18 protein-coding genes are annotated in these 17,967 nt (G+C 70.4%); 7 read left to right on the top strand and 11 right to left on the bottom strand.

What is annotated here, in order from left to right; all coding sequences use genetic code 11:
* From A5696_RS04085 to A5696_RS04075, 3 genes are all read right to left on the bottom strand, one after another.
* Positions 1–434: DUF222 domain-containing protein (locus tag A5696_RS04085; RefSeq protein WP_156738236.1), on the bottom strand; the 434-nt coding region annotated here is incomplete at its 3' end.
* Between the two features lie 79 nt (positions 435–513).
* Complete coding sequence (locus A5696_RS04080; protein WP_067873783.1) at positions 514–906, bottom strand: VOC family protein; 393 nt, start codon at positions 904–906, stop codon at positions 514–516.
* Positions 906–2,339: an FAD-binding oxidoreductase gene (locus tag A5696_RS04075; protein WP_197516885.1), complete on the bottom strand. Its 1,434-nt coding sequence runs from the start codon at positions 2,337–2,339 to the stop codon at positions 906–908. Before A5696_RS04075 ends, A5696_RS04080 begins: the two co-directional genes overlap by 1 nt.
* 283 nt (positions 2,340–2,622) lie before the next feature.
* Here A5696_RS04075 and A5696_RS04070 point away from each other — a divergent pair, with 283 nt between their 5' ends.
* Complete coding sequence (locus A5696_RS04070) at positions 2,623–3,087, top strand: DUF732 domain-containing protein (protein WP_067873780.1); 465 nt, start codon at positions 2,623–2,625, stop codon at positions 3,085–3,087.
* Positions 3,088–3,193: 106 nt separating this feature from the next.
* On the opposite strand, the gene A5696_RS04065 is transcribed toward A5696_RS04070, so the two are convergent.
* Together A5696_RS04065 and A5696_RS04060 are read right to left on the bottom strand one after the other, a co-directional pair.
* Complete coding sequence (locus A5696_RS04065; RefSeq protein ID WP_067873776.1) at positions 3,194–3,469, bottom strand: DUF3017 domain-containing protein; 276 nt, start codon at positions 3,467–3,469, stop codon at positions 3,194–3,196.
* Between the two features lie 3 nt (positions 3,470–3,472).
* The gene (locus A5696_RS04060; protein ID WP_067873773.1) at positions 3,473–4,321 is read right to left on the bottom strand and encodes a bifunctional methylenetetrahydrofolate dehydrogenase/methenyltetrahydrofolate cyclohydrolase; all 849 of its coding nucleotides are present in this window, start codon (positions 4,319–4,321) and stop codon (positions 3,473–3,475) included.
* A gap of 230 nt (positions 4,322–4,551) precedes the next feature.
* Between A5696_RS04060 and A5696_RS04050 the strand changes: the two genes are divergently transcribed.
* The 3 genes from A5696_RS04050 to A5696_RS04040 are packed head-to-tail and all read left to right on the top strand — an operon-like array spanning position 4,552 to position 11,014.
* A complete protein-coding gene (locus A5696_RS04050; protein WP_067873766.1) occupies positions 4,552–5,769 on the top strand; it encodes an NADH:flavin oxidoreductase in 1,218 nt (405 codons plus the stop codon).
* Between the two features lie 29 nt (positions 5,770–5,798).
* The gene (locus tag A5696_RS04045; protein ID WP_067873763.1) at positions 5,799–8,504 is read left to right on the top strand and encodes an FHA domain-containing protein; all 2,706 of its coding nucleotides are present in this window, start codon (positions 5,799–5,801) and stop codon (positions 8,502–8,504) included.
* Complete coding sequence (locus A5696_RS04040) at positions 8,501–11,014, top strand: ATP-binding cassette domain-containing protein (protein ID WP_067873749.1); 2,514 nt, start codon at positions 8,501–8,503, stop codon at positions 11,012–11,014. Before A5696_RS04045 ends, A5696_RS04040 begins: the two co-directional genes overlap by 4 nt.
* On the opposite strand, the gene A5696_RS04035 is transcribed toward A5696_RS04040, so the two are convergent.
* The 5 genes from A5696_RS04035 to A5696_RS04015 are packed head-to-tail and all read right to left on the bottom strand — an operon-like array spanning position 11,011 to position 15,789.
* The gene (locus A5696_RS04035) at positions 11,011–11,565 is read right to left on the bottom strand and encodes a pentapeptide repeat-containing protein (protein WP_067873746.1); all 555 of its coding nucleotides are present in this window, start codon (positions 11,563–11,565) and stop codon (positions 11,011–11,013) included. The two genes, A5696_RS04040 and A5696_RS04035, sit on opposite strands and share 4 nt — an antisense overlap.
* A 7-nt stretch (positions 11,566–11,572) precedes the next feature.
* Positions 11,573–12,157 carry an ATP/GTP-binding protein gene (locus A5696_RS04030; protein WP_067873743.1) on the bottom strand — a complete coding sequence of 195 codons (585 nt, stop codon included), beginning with the start codon at positions 12,155–12,157 and terminating at the stop codon, positions 11,573–11,575.
* Positions 12,138–12,512, bottom strand: a complete 375-nt coding sequence (locus A5696_RS04025; RefSeq protein ID WP_067873837.1) for a DUF742 domain-containing protein — start codon at positions 12,510–12,512, stop codon at positions 12,138–12,140. The genes A5696_RS04030 and A5696_RS04025 overlap by 20 nt, the downstream gene beginning before the upstream one ends.
* 14 nt (positions 12,513–12,526) lie before the next feature.
* On the bottom strand, positions 12,527–12,985 hold the full coding sequence (locus A5696_RS04020) for a roadblock/LC7 domain-containing protein (protein WP_067873740.1): 459 nt from the start codon (positions 12,983–12,985) through the stop codon (positions 12,527–12,529).
* A complete protein-coding gene (locus tag A5696_RS04015; protein ID WP_369803283.1) occupies positions 12,982–15,789 on the bottom strand; it encodes a sensor histidine kinase in 2,808 nt (935 codons plus the stop codon). Before A5696_RS04015 ends, A5696_RS04020 begins: the two co-directional genes overlap by 4 nt.
* A gap of 255 nt (positions 15,790–16,044) precedes the next feature.
* Between A5696_RS04015 and A5696_RS04010 the strand changes: the two genes are divergently transcribed.
* Both A5696_RS04010 and A5696_RS04005 read left to right on the top strand, forming a co-directional pair.
* A complete protein-coding gene (locus A5696_RS04010; protein WP_067873736.1) occupies positions 16,045–16,509 on the top strand; it encodes a tRNA (cytidine(34)-2'-O)-methyltransferase in 465 nt (154 codons plus the stop codon).
* Positions 16,510–16,548: 39 nt separating this feature from the next.
* Positions 16,549–16,875 carry a YciI family protein gene (locus A5696_RS04005; protein ID WP_067873733.1) on the top strand — a complete coding sequence of 109 codons (327 nt, stop codon included), beginning with the start codon at positions 16,549–16,551 and terminating at the stop codon, positions 16,873–16,875.
* Between the two features lies 1 nt (position 16,876).
* On the opposite strand, the gene A5696_RS04000 is transcribed toward A5696_RS04005, so the two are convergent.
* Positions 16,877–17,521 (bottom strand): nitroreductase family protein, encoded by a 645-nt coding sequence (locus tag A5696_RS04000; RefSeq protein ID WP_067873730.1) that lies wholly within the window; start codon positions 17,519–17,521, stop codon positions 16,877–16,879.
* Between the two features lie 23 nt (positions 17,522–17,544).
* Here A5696_RS04000 and A5696_RS03995 point away from each other — a divergent pair, with 23 nt between their 5' ends.
* Entirely contained in the window at positions 17,545–17,967 is a 423-nt protein-coding gene (locus A5696_RS03995; protein WP_067873727.1) for a TIGR03667 family PPOX class F420-dependent oxidoreductase, read from the top strand.

Genomic DNA, 17,967 nt, shown 5'->3' with positions numbered 1-17,967 from the left:
ACCTCGGCGGGCAGGTGGGCGAAAAAGCCGCGGATCACCTTGATGTGCCCGTCACCGATCAACCCCTCACGTTGGCCGGACGCGGTCGCGCTCAATTGCGGGGCCAGCGGCTCACCGGTCAGCGCCCGACGCTCACCCAAATCCTCGGCCTCATCGATACGCCGGGCGGCCTCGGCCTTGGTGATGCGCAACCGGTCGGCCAGCGCCGAGCGCAGCGTCCCACCCAGCTCTGCCTTGCCGGCCTGCGCTTCGAGTTGGTTGATCAACGCGTGCTCGGGGGCGCGCAGCCGGCGCGCCACGCATTCCAGGCGCTCGAGGGCCCGCAGTCGTTCCGGGGTGGTGAACACGTCAAAGGACAACTCGCACAACCGGTCCACGGCCGCATCGAGCGCGCGAAAGACCTCGACGATCTCCTCACGACTGCTCGCACCCATACCCCAAACCCTACGAACACCCACCGACAAAAACCGTCGCGTTGTGACCACTGAAACCAAAGTGGCCCAAGTTATTTCGTCAGCGGGTGTCGGCGCGCGACGTGGGCCGGAACAGCTCCACAAAGTTGCCAGCGGGCAGGACCTGCTGTCCGCCCGGGCCGCTGATGATGTCGTTGCGGAAAATCACGCCGGTCGCCCGCAGCCGCTCGACTTCGGCGGAGATGTCGTCGACGACAAGCTGTATGCGGTTCCAGCCACCGGGTTCCGGCGTCGCGCCGTCGGGCATCGGTCGCCCCGCGGAGCTCTTGGGTCCGGACAGCAGCAGTTGCAGCGGTCCGCGGACTACGGCGGCGAAGGCGGGCGCTGCGTCGAGGTCGACGCTGAAACCCAGGTGGGTCGTGTAGAAGTCGACGGCCGCCCGCACGTCGTCGACGAGATAGCGGACGCGCGCAAGCTCACCGGGTGCTGCCATCAGAAGTTCAACCCCGAGTACATCACCCGGTTCGGATCGTACTTCTGCCGCACCGTCGTCAGCTGCGCCAGGTTCGAGCCGAAGTAGCGCGACGCCGAGCTGTTGGCCTCCAGGTAGTTGACGTAGCCACCGACCGAATACTGTTGCACCGCTTGATGGGCGGAGCTCAGCCACTGCGTGGCTGCGGACACCTGGTTGGCGGCGGGCTCGACGTACCACTGCAACAGCGCGGACTGCTTGCGCCACGGGAAGGCGGTGTCCCCCGGTGCCACGTCGCCGACGGCGCCGTCCAGCGGGTCGACGAGCACCGACGCCTTGCCGCCGGAGGCCGGCCACTGCCCGATCACCGTCGCAATCGCCTTGGCCGCAGCCGAATTCAACGTCGAGAGCACGTCGGAGCCCGCGACGAATCCGACGGGCGAACCCGTCGAGCTGCCGCCGGCCAGGTACGTCACCAGGTCCATGTGGCTGAGCGTCTTGTTGACAACCGCGGTCGGGGCCACGCCGACCGCGGATTTGATCGCGCTGACGACGCCGGAACCGGCGCCCGCCGGGCAGGTCGCCAGCACGTGGCAGTTCGGCTGGTTGCCGACCGAGAGATCGACTATGCCCCAAGTGTTTCGGTCCGCCGCGCTGAGCCAGGACTGCCAGCCGACGAGCACCTGCACCGCCGACGATGGCGGGAAGTCGAGCCGGACGACGTCGTTGTCGGCGGTGGGGAACGTGGCGAAGGTCATCGACGTCGTCACCCCGAAATTGCCGCCGCCACCGCCGCGCAACGCCCAGAACAGATCGGGATGGTCGTTGGCGGACGCCGTGACCACATCGCCGCTTGGCAGCACCACCGTGGCCGACTGCAGCGCATCACAGGTCAGGCCCGCGTGGCGGCAATCGGCGCCCACTCCGCCGCCGAGGGCCAGGCCCGCGATCCCGATGCTGGGGTAGGTGGCGGTGGGGATCGCGCGCCCGGCGCCTGCCAATGCCTGATGCGCCGCGTACACGGTGGTCGCCGGGCTGACCGTGGCGTTACCGCCGCCGTCGACGTTCACCCCGCCGGGAAGCTTGCGCAGGTCGATCACCATCGTGCCGTTGGCGCTCGACGCACCGATGTAGGAATGCCCACCGCCGCGCGGGGCGATCTTGAGCCCGTTCGCCGTCGCGAACGAGACCGCCTTCTGCACATCCGACTGCGACGACACCGTGACGACTGCCGCGGGATTGGAGTTGTTGTAGAACGAATTGAAAACCTGTTTCCCCGAAGAGAATTGGGAGCCGTTGGCGGGCAGCGCGACGCTGCCTCCGATGGCGGAGGCCAGGCCGCCCCAGCCGGCCGCGGGGTCGGCGGCCGCCCGTGCGGCGCCGAACACCGCTCCGGTCGCCAGCATCCCGACGGCGCCGCGTAAGAAGGTCTGGCGCGAGATCTCATGGTCCAGCGGACGGCTGCGATTCGTCGTCATGAGCCGGATTCTGGTCCAATCGGCACCCGAAAATCCGAGCACCGCCGCGAGTGTCAGGTCACAGTGTGGCCTCGATCGGCCGGGCGCGGCGCCATCGTGCCGAGGGCCAATAAGCGACGTGAGGCGCGCCGCCGCCTTACGAAACGCTTATTGTGCAAAGCTTTATCGCACCGTGTTGTAAACGTGACAGTCATAGATCAGAGTTCCTAGCGTGACTGGAGTGCAATCAGTGGACTCCGCGACATGTGGGGAGGCTGGCATGAAGGCACTGGCGGGAACTCAGCGGTGGATCTGGCTGTTTCGTCACCAGCCCCTGACCATTCGGCTGCTGGCCGGCGCCGCCGGCCTCCTCACGGTGGCCGCGGCGTTCGCGGCGCCGGCCGAGGCCGACGCCGGCACCGATGACGCCTTCATCGACGCGCTCAACCACGCCGGCATCGACTTCGGCGAGCCGGGCAACGCGATGAAGGTGGGCGAGTCCATCTGCCCGATGCTCGCCCAGCCGGGCGGGAACTTCGCCGCCGCCGCGGCGAGCGTCAGCAATCGCGGCCTGTCACCGGGGATGGCCAAGATGTTCACCACGATCGCGATTCAGATGTACTGCCCGCAGGAGATGGCCAACATCGCCAGCGGCAACCCGGCCGCCGGAATTCCCGGAGGCCTGCCCGGGCTTGCCGGCGGCATCCCCGGCATTCGTCAAATCCCCGGAATGCCCGGCGCCTGAGTCCGATGGCGGCGACCCGCCGCGCCCGACTACGCCGCGCTTGCGATCGCCGCTCGCCCGATGGCGGCGACCCGCCGCGCCCGACTACGCGCGCTTGCGATCGCCGCTAACGCGTCCCCAGCGGGTCGATGGTCGAGGCGATATAGACCATCGCCGCGGCGACCGTCGCGGTGGTCACGAAGTCGGTGCCCTTGCCGCGGACGACCAACAGGCCGGCCCGGTCCTCGGACAGCACCAACCGCAGGATCGCCGCCACGCCCACCCCGATGCCGATCAGCAAGGCACCGCGACGCCAGAAGTTGGCCCCCGCCAAGACAAATGCGGCGGCGAAGATCAGCCCGACCGACAGGATCGGCCACTGGGCCCGCAGGGTCGCCCGCACGTCTTATTGCCGTCCCTCGGCCAATTCGACGACGTTGGTGAGCAGGAACGCGCGCGTGAGCGGGCCGACGCCCCCGGGGTTCGGTGACACGTGGCCGGCCACCTCCCAGACATCCGGGTGCACATCGCCGACGAGGCCGTTGTCCGTGCGGCTCACGCCCACGTCGACGACCGCGGCGCCCGGGCGCACCATGTCGGCGGTCAGCAGGTGCGGCACGCCGACGGCGGCCACGATGATGTCGGCCTGCCTGGTCAGCGTCGGCAGGTCGCGAGTTCCGGTGTGGCACAACGTCACCGTGGCGTTCTCCGAGCGCCGGGTCATCAGCAGCCCCAGCGGGCGGCCGACCGTCACGCCGCGGCCGATGATGACCACGTGCGCCCCCGCGATCTCGACGTCGTAGCGCCGCAGCAGGTGCACGATGCCGCGCGCGGTGCACGGCAGCGGCGCGGGGGTGGACAGCACCAGGCGGCCGAGGTTGGTCGGGTGCAGGCCGTCGGCGTCCTTGGCGGGGTCGACGCGTTCGAGCGCCGAGTTCTCGTCCAGGTGCTTCGGCAACGGCAACTGCACGATGTAACCGGTGCACTCCGGGTTGGCGTTGAGCTCGTCGATGGTCTCGTTGAGCTGGGCGGTGCTGATGTCGGCGGGCAGGTCGCGGCGGATCGACGTGATGCCGACCTTGGCGCAGTCCGCGTGCTTGCCGCGGACGTAGGCCTGCGACCCAGGGTCGTCGCCGACCAGGATGGTGCCCAGCCCGGGCGTGCGGCCCGATGCCGTCAGCGCGGCCACGCGTTGTTTGAGGTCGACGAAGATCTCGTCCCGGGTGGCCTTGCCGTCCAGCGTGATTGCGCCCACGCCTGACAGTCTGGCACGCCGCAGTGCTGTGCCCGATGATGGCGACCCGCTTCGCCCGGCTCCGCCCGATGATGGCGACCCGCTTCGCCCGGCTCCGCCCGATGATGGCGACCCGCTTCGCCCGGCTCCGCCGCGCTCGCGATCGCCATTACGCCGCGCTCGCGATCGCCATTCCGCCGCGCTCGCGATCGCCATTCCGCAGCGCTCACGATCCCCATTAAGCTCCTCGCATGTCTACCCCTCCAGACGTGTTCTCCCCGGCCAAGCTGGGCCCCATCACGCTCCGCAACCGCACGATCAAGTCCGCCACCTTCGAGGCGCGCACGCCCAACGCGCTGGTGAGCGATGACCTGATCGAATACCACCGGCTGCCGGCCGCCGGCGGGGTCGGCATGACGACCGTCGCCTACTGCGCCGTCTCCCCCGGCGGCCGCACCGAGGGCAACGGGATCTGGATGCGCCCGGAGGCGGTGCCCGGGTTCCGCCGGCTCACCGACGCGATCCACGCCGAGGGCGCGGCGGTGAGCGCGCAGATCGGCCACGCCGGTCCGGTCGCCAACGCCAAGTCCAACAAGGCCACCGCCCTGGCGCCGGTACGGTTCTTCAACCCGATCGGGATGCGCTTCGCGAAGAAGGCCACCCGCGACGACATCGACGACGTCATCGAAGGACACGCCAACGCGGTCCGGCTCGCGATCGAGGCCGGCTTCGATGCCGTCGAAATCCATTTGGGCCACAACTATCTGGCGAGCGCCTTCCTGTCTCCGCTGATCAACCGCCGCACCGACGAGTTCGGCGGATCGCTGGAGAACCGCGCCAAGGTCGCCCGCGGGATCGTCATGGCCGTGCGGCGCGCCGTGGAGAAGGAGGGCACGCCGATCGCGGTCACCGCCAAGCTCAACATGGCCGACGGGGTGCGCGGCGGCATCAGCACCGAGGAGTCGCTGACCACCGCCAAGTGGCTGCAGGACGACGGCGGGCTGGACGCGATCGAACTCACCGCCGGCAGCTCGCTGGTCAACCCGATGTACCTGTTCCGCGGCGACGCGCCGCTCAAGGAGTTCGCCGGCGCGTTCAAGCCGCCGCTGAACTGGGGCATGCGGATGACGGGCAAGAAGTTCCTCCGCGAGTACCCGTACCGCGAGGCCTACCTGCTGCGTGACGCCAAGCTGTTCCGCGCCGAGCTGACCATGCCGCTGATCCTGCTCGGCGGCATCACCAACCGGGAAACGATGGACCTGGCGATGGCGGAGGGATTCGACTTCGTCGCGATGGGCCGGGCGCTGCTGGCCGAGCCGGACCTGATCAATCGGATCGCCGCCGACGGCGCTGCGCGCAGCGTGCATTCGGCGTGCACGCACTGCAATCGGTGCATGCCGACGATCTATACCCGTACCCGCTGCGTGGTCACCGGCGCCCCGGACTCGGTGAATCTGCCCACAGGGTGAAAACAGGTGCACCCGCTAGAGTTGTGGCAATGAGTGCACCCGCCCCGCCAGCGCTGACCGTTCGCCATGACGGGTCGGAGCGCACATTCGCGCCGGGCCACGACGTGGTGGTCGGGCGCGATCTGCGGGCCGACATGCGCATCACGCACCCGCTGATCTCGCGCGCCCATCTGCTGCTGCGCTTCGACCAGGGACGATGGCTGGCGATCGACAACGGCTCGCTCAACGGGACTTTCGTCAACGGTCGCCGCGTGCCGGTGGTGGACATCCACGACGGCCAGAGCATCAACATCGGCAATCCCGACGGGCCGCAGCTGACCTTCGAGGTGGGGCGCCACCTGGGGATGGCCGGGCGCCCGCCCCGCACCGAATCGATGGGCATCCCCGTCGCCGCGCACGCGGGCACCGCATGGCCGGCCGCGCAGCCGTCCGGTCAGCCGGGCCCTCCCGTCGCCGCCCCGCCCGCTCCCCCGCCCGGGGTACCCGGCCCGGGTCGGGTCCCGATCTGGGCGCAGCACGGGACGCGGCGCCCGCATCCGGGCCCGCCGCCGCCGGGGCAACCGGTGTACCCGGTCAGCGGCCGGCCACCCGCTTATCCGACCAGCGCGCCGCCGCCGCCGAATTTCCAGCCGCACCCGCAGATGACGTCGCAGGCGGCGCCGGAGACCGAGATGTCGGCCAACCTCACCAAGCCGCCCGAGGTCGCCAACCTGGCGACCAAGATGTTCCAGGCGCTGATGCCGGGACGGTCCGGTGCGATGCCGAAGCCGAGCGGAGCGGTGACGATCGGCCGCGCCACCGACAACGACATCGTCATCCAGGACGTGCTGGCTTCGCGCCACCACGCGTTCCTGACCCAGACCCCGCTGGGCACCGAGATCCGCGACGCGCACAGCGTCAACGGGACCTTCGTCAACGGCGTCCGGGTCGGCTCGGCGGTGCTGACCGAGGGCGACGTGGTCACCATCGGCAACGTCGACCTGGTCTTCACCCGCGACAACCTCGTCCGTCGCACCGAGGCCGCGACCCGCACCGGGGGCCTGGAGGTCAACGCCGTCTGCTTCGAGGTCGACCACGGCAAGCAACTGCTCGACCACATCTCGCTGACCGCCCGCCCCGGCACGCTGACCGCCATCATCGGCGGGTCGGGCGCCGGCAAGACCACGCTGTCGCGGCTGATCGCCGGCTACACCAGCCCCACCTCCGGCTCGGTGACCTTCGAGGGCCACAACATCCACGCCGAATACGCCTCCATGCGCAGCAGGATCGGGATGGTCCCGCAGGACGACGTCGTGCACCGGCAGCTGACCGTCAGCCAGGCGCTGGGCTACGCCGCCGAGCTGCGACTGCCCCCCGACACCAGCAAGGCCGACCGTGAGCAGGTCGTTGCCCAGGTGCTCGAGGAGCTGGAGCTGACCAAGCACGCCGACACCCGCGTCGACAAGCTCTCGGGCGGCCAGCGCAAACGCGCCTCGGTGGCGCTCGAACTGCTCACCGGGCCGTCGCTGCTGATCCTCGACGAGCCGACCACCGGCCTGGACCCGGCGCTGGACCGCCAGGTGATGATGATGCTGCGCCAGCTCGCCGACGCGGGCCGCGTGGTGCTCGTCGTCACCCACTCGGTGGCCTACCTGGACGTCTGCGATCAGCTGCTGCTGGTGGCGCCGGGCGGCAAGACCGCGTTCCTGGGGCCGCCCAGCCAGATCGGCGCGGCCATGGGCACCACCAACTGGGCCGACATCTTCGCCAAGGTGGGCGCCGACCCCGACGAGGCCAACCGCCGCTTCCTGGCAGAGAACCGGCCGCCGGAGATGCCGGCCCCGTCCGAGTCCAGCCCGGCCGACTTGGGCGAACCGGTGCACACCGACGTGCTGCGCCAGTTCTCCACGGTCGCGCGCCGCCAGGTGCGCCTGGTCATCTCCGACCGCGGCTACACGGTGTTCCTGGCACTGCTGCCGTTCCTCATCGGCGTGCTCACCCTGACCGTGCGCGGCAAGACCGGGTACGGCATGGGGGACCCGATGAGCAACTCGCCCAACCAGCCAGACCAGATCCTGGTCATGCTCACCGTAGGCGCAGTGTTCATGGGCACCGCCCTGACCATCCGCGACCTCGTCGGCGAGCGCCCGATCTTCAAACGCGAGCAGGCCGTCGGCCTGTCGACCGTCTCGTACCTGGCCGCCAAGATTGTCGTGTTCAGCGCGTTCGCGGTCATGCAGGCGGGCATCGCGACCGTGATCTCGGTGATCGGCTGGGGCCAGCCGATCGCCAAAGCCGTGATGCTGGGCAACGTCAGCTTCGAGCTGTTCGTCGACGTCGCGCTGACGTGCGTGGCCTCGGCGCTGCTCGGGATGGCCCTGTCGGCGATCGCCAAATCCCAGGACCAGATCATGCCGCTGCTGGTGGTCGCCATCATGTCGCAGCTGGTGTTCTGCGGCGGGTTGATCTGGGTGACCAACCGGCCCGTGCTCGACCAGTTGTCCTGGCTGACGCCGGCCCGGTGGGGCTACGCCTCGGCGGCGTCGACGATCGACACCCACCGTCTGGTGGTCGGCCCGACCGACCCGAAGGACCAGCACTTCGACCACAAGGCGAGCGCCTGGCTGTTCGACATCGGGATGCTCCTGGCGTTGTGCGTCGCCTACAGCGCCATCGTGTGGTGGAAGATCCGGCTCAAGCGGCACGTGCCGACCCTGGCCGCCGCCAAGTCAAGGAAACGACTGACACGTCGATGACTCAGCCCGCGCAGCCGGTGCTGACGGTGCGATCTCAACGCTCGGAGGGTAACTTCGCGCCCGGTCGCGACGTGGTCGTCGGCAGCGACGTGCGCGCCGACCTGCGCGTGGCGCACCCGCTGATCGCCCGGGCGCACCTGCTGCTGCGCTTCGACAAGGGCCGCTGGGTCGCCCTCGACAACCATTCGCTGAACGGGGTCTTCCTCGACGGCCGGCGGGTGCCTGCGGTCGACATCCAGGACGGCCAGAGTGTCAATATCGGCAAGCCCGACGGGCCGCGGATCACGTTCCACGTCGGGCAGCACCAGGGCACCGTCGGGCTGCTGCCCCCGACGGAGACGATCCCGACGATCGTGGCGCCCAGCGGCCCGCTGCCGGTGCGCCCACCGCCCGCGGCCCAGCGACCCCCGCCCGTCCGGCGACCGCCGACCCCGCCGCCCCCTCCCCCGGGCGACGAAACGCCGCGGACCACCGCCATGCCGATCGTCCGGCCCGCCGCGGCCGCCCGGGAGGAGAACCCGCCCACCGAGATCGGGGTGAGCGGCGAGATCGCCGAGTTCCCCACCACCAGGGTCAAGGCCCTGGAACCCGATGCGACGCCACGCGCCGGCAGCGCCGACTGGATCGGGCGCTCGCTCGACAACGACATCGTCATCCACGACGTGCTGGCGTCGCGCCACCACGCGTTCCTGACCGCCACGGCGGTCGGCACCGAGATCCGCGACGCGCACAGCATCAACGGCACCTTCGTCAACGGGATCAGGGTCGGCTCCGCCGTGCTCGCCGAGGGCGACGTCGTCACGATCGGCAACGTCGACCTGGTGTTCACCCGCGGCATGCTGGTCCGCCGCCAGGAGGTGGCGGCGCGGACGGGCGGGCTGGAGGTGCGCGAGGTCAACTTCGGCATCGGCGACAAGAACCTGCTGGAGCGGGTGTCGCTGACCGCCAGGCCCGGCACCCTGACCGCGATCATCGGCGGGTCGGGCGCCGGCAAGACCACGCTGTCGCGGCTGATCGCCGGATACGCCACCCCGACGTCGGGCTCGGTCACCTTCGAGGGCCACAACATCCACACCCAGTACGGTTCGCTGCGCACCCGGATCGGCATGGTGCCCCAGGACGACGTCGTGCACCGGCAGCTGACCGTCAACCAGGCGCTGGGCTACGCCGCCGAGCTGCGGCTGCCCCCGGACACCAGCAAGGCCGACCGCGCACAGGTCGTCGCCCAGGTGCTCGACGAGCTGGGGCTGACCAAGCACGCCGACACCCGCGTCGACAAGCTGTCCGGCGGCCAGCGCAAGCGCGCGTCGGTGGCCCTCGAGCTGCTGACCGGGCCGTCGCTGCTGATCCTGGACGAGCCCACGTCGGGGCTGGACCCGGCGCTGGACCTGCAGGTGATGACGATGCTGCGCCAGCTCGCCGACGCCGGCCGCGTGGTGCTCGTGGTCACCCATTCGCTGACCTACCTTGACGTCTGCGACCAGGTGCTGCTGATGGCGCCCGGCGGCAAGACCGCCTACCTGGGGCCGCCGGACCAGATCGGCGGCGCCATGGGCACCACCAACTGGGCCCAGATTTTCGCGAAGGTGGGCGCCGACCCCGACGAGGCGAACCGCCGCTTTCTGGCGCAGAACAAACCGCCGCCACCGGTGGAGTCGGCGCCGGCCGACCTCGGCGCCCCGGCGCGCACCAGCGTGCGTCACCAGTTCTCCACCGTCGCCCGGCGCCAGGTCCGGCTGGTGGTCTCCGACCGCGCCTACTTCGTGTTCCTGGCCTTGCTGCCGTTCGTCCTCGGCGCGTTGTCGCTGACCGTCCCGGGCAACACCGGGTTCGGCATCGCCTCACCGACCAGCGGGACGCCCGACGAATCGGCTCAGATCCTGACCCTGACGTCGGTCGCCGCCGTCTTCATGGGCACCGCGCTGACGATCCGCGACCTGATCGGCGAGCGCGCCATCTTCCGGCGCGAACAGGCGGTGGGCCTGTCGACGACCGCCTACCTCGCCGCGAAGCTGACGGTGTTCTGCGCGTTCGCGATCGTGCAGGCGGCCATCGTGACGGGCATCGTGCTGGTGGGCAAGGGGGCGCCGACGCAGCCGGCGGTACTGCTCGGTAACCCTAGCCTCGAGCTGTTCGTGACCATCGCCGCGATGTGCGTGGCCTCCGCGGTACTTGGGTTGGTGCTGTCGTCGCTGGCACGCTCCAGCGAACAGATCATGCCGCTGCTGGTGGTGTCGCTCATGCTGCAGCTGGTGCTCGCCGGCGGCATGGTCCCCGTGACCGGCCGGATCTTCCTCGACCAGCTGTCCTGGCTGATGCCGTCGCGTTGGGGGTACGCGGCGTCGGCCTCGACGGTCAATGTGCGGTTGCTGGTGCCGGGCTCGCTGGTGCAGCAGGACAGCCATTGGGCGCACACGCCCGGCGCGTGGCTGCTCGACATGGGGATGCTCGCCGCGCTGTCGGCGATCTACGCCGCCATCGTGCGCTGGCGCATCCGACTCAAGCGCTAATCCGTCGCGTCGAAACGCAGCCCGTGCGCCAGCGCGAAGGCCATCGCCTGGCCGACGTCGACGCGCGCACCCGCCAGCGACGCGGTGCGCCACACCGAGGGGTCCACGATGGCGCCGCGCAGGTCGGCGTCGTCGAGCCGGGCGCCCGTCGTGCGCACGCCGGACAGGTCGGCACCGCGCAGCACGGCCTTGCGCAGGTCGGCCTCCACCAGGCTGGCCTCCCGCAGCCGGCACCCGCTCAGGTCGAGCCCGCGCAGGTCGTTGCCGCCGAGCACCGCGAGGGTGAAATCCACCTCGTCAAACGCCATCGGGCGCATCCGGCACTGCACGAAGACCGAGCCCAGCATGCTGCACTGCGCAAACGAGCTGTGCCACAGCAGGGTTCGCTCGAACGTGCAGTTGCGAAACGCCGACCCGCTGTGGCGCGACTCGGCCAGGTTGACGCCGCCGAAGTCGCAGTCGCTGAACACCACCCGCTCGGTGCGCAGCCGGCTGAGGTCCTCGTCGCGAAAGTCCGTGCCGGCGAACTCGCGATCGACCCAGTGCTGCAACGCGGAATCAGCTCGCGGCGAGGGTTTCCAGGGCGTACTCGCTGACGGCGATGAGCGCGTCCCTGGCCGACCGGCGGTCCCGGGCGTCGACCGTGATCACCGGGATGTGCCGGGGCAGCGCCAGCGCCTCGCGCACCGCCTCGACGGGATACCGCGGCGCGCCGTCGAACTCGTTGACCGCGATCAAAAACGGCAGGTTGCGGTGCTCGAAGAAGTCGACGGCGGCGAAGCTGTCCTGCAGCCGCCGGCAGTCGACCAGGACGATCGCGCCGATCGCGCCGCGCACCAAGTCGTCCCACATGAACCAGAACCGGCGCTGACCCGGGGTCCCGAACAGGTAGAGCACCAGCTCCTCGTCCAGGGTGATCCGGCCGAAGTCCATCGCGACGGTGGTGGTCCTCTTGTCCGGGGTGGCCTCCAGCGCGTCGACGCCGGTCGACGCGTCGGTGAGCATCGCCTCGGTGCGCAGCGGCATGATCTCAGAGACGGCCCCGACGAACGTGGTCTTGCCGACACCGAACCCGCCCGCGACGACGATCTTCGTCGAGGCGTGGGCCCCCCGGCGGACCGGGTCAGAGTGCTTTAAGGCCACGCAGTGTCCTCCCTATCAATTCGTAGCGCTCGTCCCTGGTGGAACGCTCGGTCAGCGTCCTCTGCACCCGAAGGTAGCCGGACAGCACCAGATCGCCGACCAGGACGCGCGCGACGCCGACCGGAATATCCAGCCGCGCCGAGATTTCCGCGACCGACGGGCTGTCGACGCACAGTCGGATGATCTTGCCTCTCGGGTCGTTGGACGGCCACCGGTGAGCCAGGCCGGCCTGCAACGCCTGTATCGGCGCTTCCAGCGGAAGGTCGACGTCGGTGTCGGTCCGGCCCGACGTCAGCGTGTACGGACGGACCAGGTTCGCCTCACGGGAGGCCGACCAGGATTCGCGTCTGTCCATCGCGGCTCACAGGCTCACAGGCTTGGCGACGATGCGGGCCGCGCAGCGGCCCGAGGAGAAGCCGAGCGATCTCGCTGCTGCTGCTCGGACCGGCGAGTGGACTGCACCACCCCGCCCACCCGTTCGACGAGGATCGCCATCTCGTACCCGATCTGGCCGATGTCGCAGGACGTCACTGCCAGCGTGGCCAGGTGCGAGCCGTCGCCGACCCGCATCAGCAGCAGGTAGCCGTTGGCCATCTCGACCACCGACTGCAGCACCTGGCCGCCGTCGAACAGCTGCGCGGCGCCGGTCGCGAGGCTGGCCAGCCCGGAGGCGACCGCGGCCAGCTGATCCGCCCGCTCCCGCGGCAGGTGCTCGCTGGCGGCGACCGGCAACCCGTCGACGGACACCAGCAACGCGTGCGCCACCCCGGGAACCTCGCGGGCGAACTTCGTCACCAGCCAGTCCAGCGAATTGCCGGCAGACGTCATTCCTGATCAGATCCTTCACTCGTCTCGCGGGCGTGCGACCGTCCCGTGCGCACGCCACCGAAATGGCTGCTGAACGAGGCCCGCACCGCCTCGGGGTCCCGCGCCGTGGCCGCGTGCTGCGGCTGCCGCCGACCGGCCACGCCGTTGGGCCCGACCAGCGATCCCTCGTCCGGCTGGTCGCCTTCGGGACCGCTCGCCCCGGTGGCCGTGCCGGGCACCAGCCGGGCGCCCGGTGTGCGGACCGGCAGCCCGTGCTCGGTCTGCGCCTCGACGGGCTTTTCCTCGGCCGCCGCGGCCAGCGACCAGCCGCGGTCCCATACCGACTGCCAATCCAGGTCGGGGCTGTTCACCAGGTCGTGCGGGTCGCCCAGCATCTCCGACAACATCCGACGGTAGATGACGTCATCATCGGCCGGGGCGGCCGGGGCCTCGGGCGCCTTCGGCACTTCCGGAATGGTCGGGCGCGGTCCGGCCGCGGGCGTGGCGGGGGCTTCCGGGGCGCTCGGGGCGTTCTGGGACCGCGCGGCGAAGAACGCCGACGTGTCCGACGCGGCCGCGGGTTGCGCGGGCGGCTCCGGCTCCGGCTCCTGCGCCGGCTCGGCCTGCCGGCCGCCCTCCCACCAGGGAGTGGCGAGCTCGCGCCGGTGGCGGCGCGGCAGCTCGGCGGGCGGGGCGGGGACCTCGGGAACTTCCGTGATGCCGCTGGACCCCGGGTTGCGGCGGGGCAGCAAGGTGACAGACGGCCCCGACGGCTCGGCGCCGTTCTGGTTCGCCGGCTGCTCGTGCCCGCCGCCAGGGTCCGTCGTCGCGATGGCGTTGGCGAGTTTGGTGCTCGGCGAGGTGACCGCCCCCGCCCGTCCCCGCGGTTCGACGGCCCGGTCGGAACCCGCGAGCAGGGTGGGCGGCAGGTAGATCTCGGCGGTCGTGCCGGTGCCCGCCTCGTCGGCCGCCGGGCCCCGCAGCCCCACCCGGATACCGTGCCGGGCGGCGATCCGGCCGACCACGAACAGGCCCATGTGGCGGGCATTCTCGGGGGTCACGTCGCCGCCGGCCTGCAGCCGCATGTTGGCGATGCGCCTGTCGGCGTCGTTCATGCCCAGGCCGGAGTCGGAGATCCGAAGCATGACGCCGCCGCTGAGCCCGTTGCCGCCGCCGGCCGCCGAGACCCGGACGGTTGTCGTCGGCGGCGAGTAGCGCAGGGCGTTGTCGATCAGCTCGGCGAACAGGTGGATGGCGGCGCCCGCCGCCGCGCCGATCAGCAGGCAGTCGGGCAGCGCGCTGAGCTCGACCCGCCGGTAGTCCTCCACCTCGGACACCGCGGCGTTGATGACCGTCGACAGCGGCACCGGCTCACGCTGGTCGCGGGCGAGCTGCGCGCCCGCCAGCACCAGCAGGTTGGCGCTGTTGCGGCGCAGGCGCGCCGCCAGGTGGTCCAGCCGGAACAGGCTGTCCAGGCGTTCGGGATCCTCCTCGTTGCGCTCCAGCCGGTCGATCAGCGTGAGCTGCTGGTCGACCAGCGAACGGTTGCGCCGCGACATGGTCTCGAACATGTCGTTGACCAGCAGGCGCAGTCGCGCCTCGTCGCCCGCCAGCAGTAGGGCCTGTGTGTGCAGCTCGTCGACGGCGTGGGCGACCTGGCCGATCTCCTCGGTGGTGTACACCGGCAGCGGCTGCGGGATGGGTTCGGCGCCGCCGGCCCTGACCCGGGCCACCTCGTCCTCGAGGTCCTGGTGGGCGACCTTGAGCGCGCCGTCGCGCAGCACGCGCAGCGGCCGCACCAGCGCGCGCGCCACCAGCAGCACCACCAGCAGTGCGATCACGATGGCGGCCAGCACCAGCACGGTGTCGCGGATCGCGGAGTTGCGCCGATCGGCGGCCTCGGCCTGCACCGACTTGGTGACCGACGCGGTGGCGTCGGTGACGACCTGTTCGGCGATCCCGTCGGTGGTCTGGATCGAGCGCAGCAGATCGGGGTTGTCGACGAGCGCGCTGGCCGGATCCGACATGATCGCCATCCGGGTCACCATCTGCTGCTGCAGCGTCTTCGCCTCCGGCGACCCGGCGCCCAGCACCTCGCTCATGCCGAACAGCGTCGACGGTTCGGTGCCGGCCAGGGTCATCATCGAGGTGCGCAGCTGGGGCTCGGGCAGGTCGGAGCCCCGGGTCACCAGGATCTCCTGCATCGTCATCTGCCCGCGGGCGCCGACGGCCCGGCTCAGGCCCTGCGCCTCGGCGCGGATCCGCTCGTTGCCGACGCGCACCGACGCGTTGACGACGTCCTCCGCCGTCAGCAGGATCGGGGCGTAGGTGGTCACCCGGTCCCGCAAACCGATGCTGTTGTCGGCCACCTTGTCCAGCAGCCCCTGCCCGCCGTTCAGCAGGGTGCTCACCCCGGAGCGGACGTCGGGGGTGACGTCGGTGTCCGCCAGTCGCTGCTGCAGCTCGTGCCTGCGCGCGTCGTAGTTCTTCTTGGCGCCGTCGACGTCGCGCCCGGTCGAGTTGGCCAGCAGCGCGGTGTCCAATGCCGACATGTACTTGGTGATCGCCGGCAGCACGTCGGCGCGGGCGGCGGCCAGCTTGAGGCCGCCCGCGCCGGCCATCGCGTCCTTGATGCGCATCCCGCCGAAAGCCGTCGCCAATATCAGCGGTACCAGCACGATTGCCAGCACCTTGTAGCCGACGGGCCAGTTGGAGAGCGACCAGGCCGGCGGGCGTTTGGCCGGCGGCGCGGCGGCGACGGGACCTTCATCGAATCCTGGTGTGGCCGCCTCGGCCGCGTGGGCCGGGCGGGCGAACATGGTCACGTGCTTGCGGCCGCACGCCCGGCCGCTGCGCCGATCGTCAGCGCTCGGTGAAACGAGAGACTCATGAGACTTCCTGCTTTAATCCGCCTACCCCACGCAGTCGGCGCCAGCGATAAACGCCTGGCAATCCGACGAGTATGCCAGCCCGCGGCCCAGGTCTCCACAGTTCCTACTGAGTACGCAGAGCCCTCCAAGGTAGGCCGGTGCGCCGGGACGCAAGTCTGGCAAACAAATTGGCTTTGTCATGATCGGCAGATGTTCCGGCTGCTGTTCCACACTCCGCGCATCGCGCCCAACACCGGCAACGCCATTCGGACGGCGGCCGCCACCGGCGCCGAACTGCATCTGGTCGAGCCGCTGGGCTTCGACCTGTCCGAACCGAAGCTGCGGCGGGCTGGCCTGGACTATCACGACCTCGCGTCGGTCACCGTGCACCCGTCGCTGCCGGCCGCCTGGGCGGCGCTGACGCCCGCGCGCGTGCTCGCGTTCACCGCGCACGCGTCGACGTCGTTCGCCGACGTCGACTACCAGGCCGGTGACGTGCTGATGTTCGGGCCCGAACCCGACGGGCTGGACGAGGCGACCCTGGCCGACGCGCACATCACCGCGCAGGTGCGCATCCCGATGCTGGCGGGCCGGCGCTCGCTGAACCTGTCGAACGCGGCCGCGATCGCCGTTTACGAGGCGTGGCGCCAGCACGGCTACGCCGGGGCGGTTTAGCCGCGGTTACTTTCCGGCGCCGCGCCGGTCAGCATCGATATGGCTACCTTCATCACGATCGGATACGGGGACGCGGCCGGGTACGACCGGGTCAGCGACGAGTGCAAGAAGGCCGCGCACGGGCGCGACGACGAATTGCGCGCGGCCGGGGCGCTGATCGGCATCGCCGGCGATCCGGTCGCGGTGCGCAATCCGGACAGCTCCGGCGTGCGGACCGAACCCGGGCCGTATCTGCGATCGGCCCTGCCGGTCGCCGGGTTCGCCGTGTTCGAGGCCGACGATCTCGGTGCGGCGATCGAGCGCGTCAGCCGAACCCCCTGCGCCGTCGCGCACGGGGTCGTCGAGGTGTGGCCTCTGACGACCTGACCTACCAGCTGTTCCAGTGCGTGAGCTGCTCGGCGGGCAGCCGCTTGGCCGGGCGGAAGTCGGTGCCCTTGGTGTAGGCGATCGGGAACAGCCCGCCCTGGCTGTATTGCTCGTAGGGGATGCCGAGCACGTCGGCCGCCTGCTTCTCGCCGTCGCGCAGCAGGTGCAGCGTCGTCCAGCAGGAGCCCAGGCCCCGCGAGCGCAGCGCCAGGCAGAAGCTCCAGACCGCCGGGAACAGCGACGCCCAGAACGACACGCCGCCCAGCGGCGTCTTGTCCTCGCGGCCCTCGATGCACGGGATCATCAGCACCGGCGCCTCGTGCATGTGCTCGGCGAGATACGTCGCGGAGTCCCGGACCTTGCCCATGCGCTCGCCGCGGGTGTCGCCCTCGGCGTATCGGGCGCCGGGCGCGCTGAGGTAGCCGCGGGCGTTGGCCAGGTAGATGTCGCCGAGCGCCTTCTTCTTGTCGGCGTCCTCGACGAACACCCATTGCCAGCCCTGCGAGTTGGAACCGGTGGGCGCCTGCAGCGCCAGGTCGAGGCATTCCATCAGCACGTCGCGGCCCACCGGCTTGTCGAAGTCGAGGCGCTTGCGAACCGAGCGGGTGGTGGTCAGGACTTCGTCGACGGACAAGTTGAGGGTCATGCGTGGAGACTACCGTTGGCGGCATGACAGTCGAACTGACGCAAGAGGTTTCCAGCAGGCTCAAGTCGGACAACTTCGGGTGGCTGACCACCGTCGCCAAATCGGGACAACCGGTTCCCCGGCTGGTCTGGTTCTACTACTCAGGCGTCCCTGGCGCCAGGCTGACGGTGTACTCGATGCCGCAGGCCGCCAAGGTCGCCCACATCAAGGCGCACCCGCAGGTGAGCCTGAACCTGGATTCGGACGGTAACGGCGGCGGCATCATCGTCGTCGGTGGGACCGCGACCGTCGACGCGACCGGGGTGAATTGCGCGGATGACGAACCCTACTGGGCGAAGTACGGCGAGCTCGCCAAGGAGCTGGAGTCGGCCGAGGGGATCTCGATGGACGCCTTCAGCACCCGGTTGGCGATCACCCCGACCAAGGTGTGGACCACGCCGGCCTAG

The sequence above is a fragment of the Mycobacterium sp. E2699 genome (genome assembly GCF_001666745.1).
Taxonomy (GTDB): Bacteria; Actinomycetota; Actinomycetes; order Mycobacteriales; family Mycobacteriaceae; genus Mycobacterium.
This window is presented reverse-complemented; position numbering and strand designations above follow the sequence as displayed.